The organism is Streptomyces anandii JCM 4720 (assembly GCF_014650655.1).
In the GTDB taxonomy this organism is placed as follows: Bacteria; Actinomycetota; Actinomycetes; order Streptomycetales; family Streptomycetaceae; genus Streptomyces; species Streptomyces anandii.
Genome location: NZ_BMVJ01000052.1, coordinates 1 through 4,922 on the forward strand (window position 1 = coordinate 1; position 4,922 = coordinate 4,922).

2 protein-coding genes are annotated in these 4,922 nt (G+C 73.0%); both read right to left on the bottom strand.

Features of this window, described 5'->3' with window-relative positions:
* A partial coding sequence (locus tag IE249_RS35120; protein ID WP_229860006.1) for a beta-ketoacyl synthase N-terminal-like domain-containing protein occupies positions 1-800 on the bottom strand: 800 nt, incomplete at its 3' end.
* A gap of 24 nt (positions 801-824) precedes the next feature.
* Positions 825-4,922, bottom strand: a 4,098-nt coding sequence (locus IE249_RS35125) for a type I polyketide synthase (RefSeq protein WP_189711519.1), incomplete at its 5' end; no start/stop codon positions are given.

Consider the following 4,922-nt stretch of genomic DNA (forward strand, 5'->3'; position numbering starts at 1 on the left):
CCGTCCGCCGAGGCGGCGAAGGACTTGCACCGACCGTCCGCCGACAGCCCCCGCTGCCGGCTGAACTCCACGAACACGTCAGGGGTGGCCAGTACGGTCACTCCGCCCGCGAGGGCCAGCGAGCACTCGCCCTGCCTCAGTGCCTGCACGGCGAGGTGCAGGGCGACGGAGGAGGACGAGCAGGCGGTGTCGATGGTGGCCGCGGGGCCTTCGAGACCGAAGACGTAGGCGATGCGGCCGGAGACGACGCTGGACGCGGTGCCGGTGAGGAGGTGGCCCTCGACGCCGTCCGGCAGGTCGTACTGGCCGGCGCCGTAGGCCTGGGATGACGCGCCCACGAACACGCCGGTCCTGCTCCCGCGCACGGCGGCCGGGTCGATGCCGGCCCGCTCGAAGGCCTCCCAGGAGGTCTCCAGCAGCAGCCGCTGCTGCGGGTCCATCGCCAGCGCCTCGCGCGGCGAGATGCCGAAGAACGCCGGGTCGAACTCGGCGGCGTCGTGCAGGAAGCCGCCCTCGCGCGCGTAGAAGGTGCCTTCGTGCTCCGGGTCGGGGTCGTACAGCGACTCGATGTCCCAGCCCCGGTTCGTCGGGAAGCCGGAGATGGCGTCCCGGCCCTCGGCGACCAGCCGCCACAGGTCCTCCGGGGACCGTACGCCACCCGGGAACCGGCAGCTCATGCCGACGATCGCGATCGGCTCCCGCGATGCGGCGGTGAGCTGGTGGTTCTGCCGACGCAACCGCTCGGTTTCCTTGAGCGAGGCCCGTAGCGCTTCAACGATCTTTTCGTTGGGGGTTGTCATCTTGTACTCCGCACTTCGGGCGCGTCAGGGCTGGTTGCTGTCGAGCGCCATATCGATCAGATGCTGCACGTCCAGCCCGTCGATGTCGTCGGGGGACAACCCCTGATCGGCGGCGGCGGTGGCTGGGGTCGGCTGGGGGCCCGCGAGTTCGAGCAGGGCGTCCAGCAGGCCGGCCTCCCGGATGCGGCTGGTCGGGATGGCGGCGAGCGTCCGGCGCAGTTCGGCCTCCTGCGGATCGCCGTCCGGGGCCGGGGCGTTGTCACCTCCGGGGAGCAGCACGGTGAGCAAGTGGCGGGCGAGCACTGTGGGGTTGGGGTAGTCGAAGACAAGGGTGGCGGGGAGTGTGAGGCCGGTGGCCGACTTGATGCGGTCGCGGAGTTCGACGGCGGTGAGGGAGTCGAAGCCGAGCTCCTTGAAGGCGCGGCCGGCTTCCACGGCGTCGGACGAGTCGTGGCCCAGCGCGAGGGCCGCCTGGCTTCGGACGAGGTCCAGCACCAGCGTCATACGGTCGTCTTCCGTGCCGAGGCCGGTCAGCCGCTCCCGCAGAGCGGCCCCCGAGCCCGCCCCCGCCGAACCGCCGCGCGCGGACGTGCCGTCCTGCGCCACGCCGTCCGGCGACGTGGCATCGCCGGCGCGCAGCGCGGCGCGCACCTCCGGCAGGTCCGCGATCAGCGGGCGGGGGCGGGCGGCTGTGAAGACGGGTGCGAACCGCGCCCAGTCGACCTCCGCGACGGTCACGGTGGCCTCCGGGCCGGCGACCACCTCGCGCAGAGCCGCGAGGTTCGCCTCCGGTGCCATGGGCGGCAGCCCGCGCCGGCGCAGCTGCTCCTCGGCGTCGCCTTCGGCGGCCATGCCGCCTTCCGCCCACGGTCCCCAGGCGATGGCGGTGGCCGCCAGCCCGCGCGCCCGGCGCTGTTCGGCGAGCGCGTCGAGGAAGGCGTTGGCGGCGGCGTAAGCGCCTTGGCCCCCGCTCCCCCACACACCGGCGATCGACGAGAACAGTACGAACGCGTCGAGCGAGTCGTCGTCGAAGAGGGCGTCCAGATGCACCGCTCCGGCCGTCTTGGCGGCGACGACGTCCGCGAACTCCGGCAGTGCGGTCGCCGTGCCCGGCGGCTGCGACACGCCCGCCGCGTGCACCACGGCCCGCACCGGTGCGCCGTCCGCGGTGAGCTTTCCGACCAGCGCCTCGAGGGCGGAACGGTCGGCCACGTCACAGGCCTCGATGGCCACCTCGGCGCCGAGCTCGGTGAGTTCGGCGTTCAAGGCGTCAGCGCCGGGCGCGTCGGGTCCGCGACGGCTGAGCAGTACGAGTCGCTCGGCGCCGTTGCGCGCCAGCCAGCGGGCGACATGCGCGCCCAGCGCGCCGGTGCCCCCGGTGACCAACACGGTGCCGCGAGGGGCCCAACCGGCGTCGGACCGGGCGGAGTCGGGGTTGTCGACGGCACCCGTGTCGCGCACCAGTCGGCGTACGTAGGTCCCGGTGGGCCGTACCGCCACCTGGTCCTCTTCGCCGCCGGCCGCGAGCACTGCCGTGAGCCGGGTGGCGGTGCGCTCGTCGAGGGTGCGGGGCAAGTCGATCAATCCGCCCCAAGTTTCCGGCTGTTCCAGCGCGATCACCCGGGTGAGGCCGGCGACCTGGGCCTGCAGGGGGCTGAGCAGCGGATCGGTGGCGTCGACCGGGACCGCACCACGGGTCAGGCACCAGAGGGGCGCGCCGATGCCCGCCGACTCGACAGCCCGCGTCAGCGCGGCGGTCAGTGCGAGGCCTACGGGTACGGCGGGATGACGCGGATGGGGTCCCTCGTCGAACGCGAGCAGGGACAGCACTCCTGAGACGGGTGCCCCATCGGTGTCCACCGCCTGGCTCAGCCGCTCGGCGAGCGCCTCGATCTCGTCGGCATCGGCGATCGCCTCGATCTCGTCGGCATCGGCGATCGCCTCGGTCTCGTCGTCATCGGCGATCGCCTCGCCGGGCGAACCGGCACCAGCGATTCCGGCGGCGCCGCCGGCGCCGTCCACCGGCACGGTCACGACGTCCGCCCCGGCGCGCTCCAGCGCCGTACGGAGGCTGCAGTACCACGGATCGTCGGCCAGCGCCGCCGGCACCACGGTCAGCCAGGTCCCGGCCATGCGCGCGGCCGCGGTCTCCTCCGGTCCCGGCCCCCCTGGCCCACTCAGCCCCGACGAAGGCTTCCAGACGACGCGGTAGCGCCGGTCGGCCACGGTGGCGCGTTCGAGCTGCCGGCGGTGCCAGGACGCCAGGGCCGGCAGTACGGCGCTCAGCGGCTGGTCGGCCTCGACAGCGAGTTCTGTGGTGAGCGCGCCCAGGTCCCCGTCCTCGACGGCGGCCCAGAAGCGCGCGTCGGTGGTGGTCGCGGGGTGCGTGTTCGAGGCAGCCGCGGCCGGGGTGGTGCTTGCCGGTTCCGGCCAGAAGCGGCGGCGCTGGAAGGCGTAGGTGGGCAGGTCGACGCGGTGGGCGCCGGTGCCGGCGAAGAAGCGCTGCCAGTCGACGTCGGCGCCACGTGCGTGGGCGTGGGCGAGTGCTGTGGTCAGCGTCTCGGGCTCGGACCGCCCCTTGCGCAGCGCGGGCACGTAGGCGGCGGCCGCGTCACCGTCCTCGACGCAGTCCCGGGCCAACGCCGAGAGGACTCCGTCCGGGCCCAGTTCCAGGAAGGTGCCGACCTGCTGTTCCCGCAGCACGCGCATGCCGTCCAGGAAGCGGACGGTCTCACGGACGTGCCGTACCCAGAAGTCGGCGGTGGTGATCTCCTCGGCGGAGGCGACGGCACCGGTGAGGTTGGAGACGAGCGGAATGCGCGGGGCCTCGTAGGAGAGACCCTCGGCGACCTCGCGGAAGGCGTCGAGCATGCCGTCCATCTGCGGCGAGTGGAAGGCGTGACTGACCGTCAGGCGCCTGGTCCTCCGCCCCCGCTCCTCGAAGGCTTCGGCGATCTCCAGTACGGCGCTCTCGTCACCGGCGATGACCACCGAGCTCGGGCCGTTGACGGCCGCGACGCTCACCGCGTCCGTGAGGTACGGGGTGACCTCGTCCTCGGCGGCCTCGACGGCCACCATCGCGCCGTCTTCGCCCGGGAGTTCCTGCATCAGCCGGCCGCGGGCGGCCACCAGCGTGCACGCGTCCTCGAGCGACAGCACACCCGCGCAATGGGCGGCCGCCAGCTCGCCGATGGAGTGACCGGAGACGAAGTCCGGGTGCACGCCCCACGACTCCAGCAGCCGGAACAGCGCCACCTCGACGGCGAACAGCGCGGGTTGCGTGTACTCCGTCCGGTCGATCAGCCCGGCCTCTTCCCGCTCACCGCCGAACATGACGTCCCGTAGAGGCAGTTCGAACCTGGCGAAGATGTCGTCCAGTGCTCGCGCGAACGCCGGATACGCCTCGTACAGCTCCCGGCCCATGCCGAGCCGCTGGCTGCCCTGCCCCGTGAACAGGAACGCCAGCCTGCCCTCATCGGTCCTGTCCAGAACCGTCCCGGCGAGCGGTTCGCCGTCGGCCAGGGCGCGCAGTGCACGTGAGAGGGCCTCGTGATCACCGGGAGCGGTGGCAGTGGAGGTAGGGGCAGAGGTGGTGAGTACAGCCCGCTGCTCCAGGGCGTTGCGGCCGGTGGCGAGGGAGTAGGCGATGTCCACCGGGCGCGTCTCCGGCCGGGCAGCGAGGTGCGCCCACAGGCGCTCGGCCTGTGCGCGGAGCGCGTCGGAGTTCTTGGCGGAGAGCACGTAGGGCAGCACGGGCGGAAGGAGGGGCTGGAGCTGCGACTGCGACTCGGGCCTGGGTTCGGACTGGGGTGCCTGCTCGATGATCGTATGAGCGTTGGTGCCGCTGATGCCGAACGAGGAGACGGCCGCCCTGCGGGGACGCCCGGTCTGCGGCCACTCCTGGGCTTCGGTGAGCAGTTCCACCGCACCGGCTGTCCAGTCCACGTGCGGGGTCGGCTCGTCGACGTGCAGGGTGCGCGGCAGCACGCCGTGCCGCATCGCCAGCACCATCTTCATGATGCCCGCGACACCGGCGGCGGCCTGGGTGTGACCGATGTTCGACTTGATCGAGCCCAGCCACAGCGGCCGGTCCTGCGCCGGTCGCTCCTTGCCGTAGGTGGC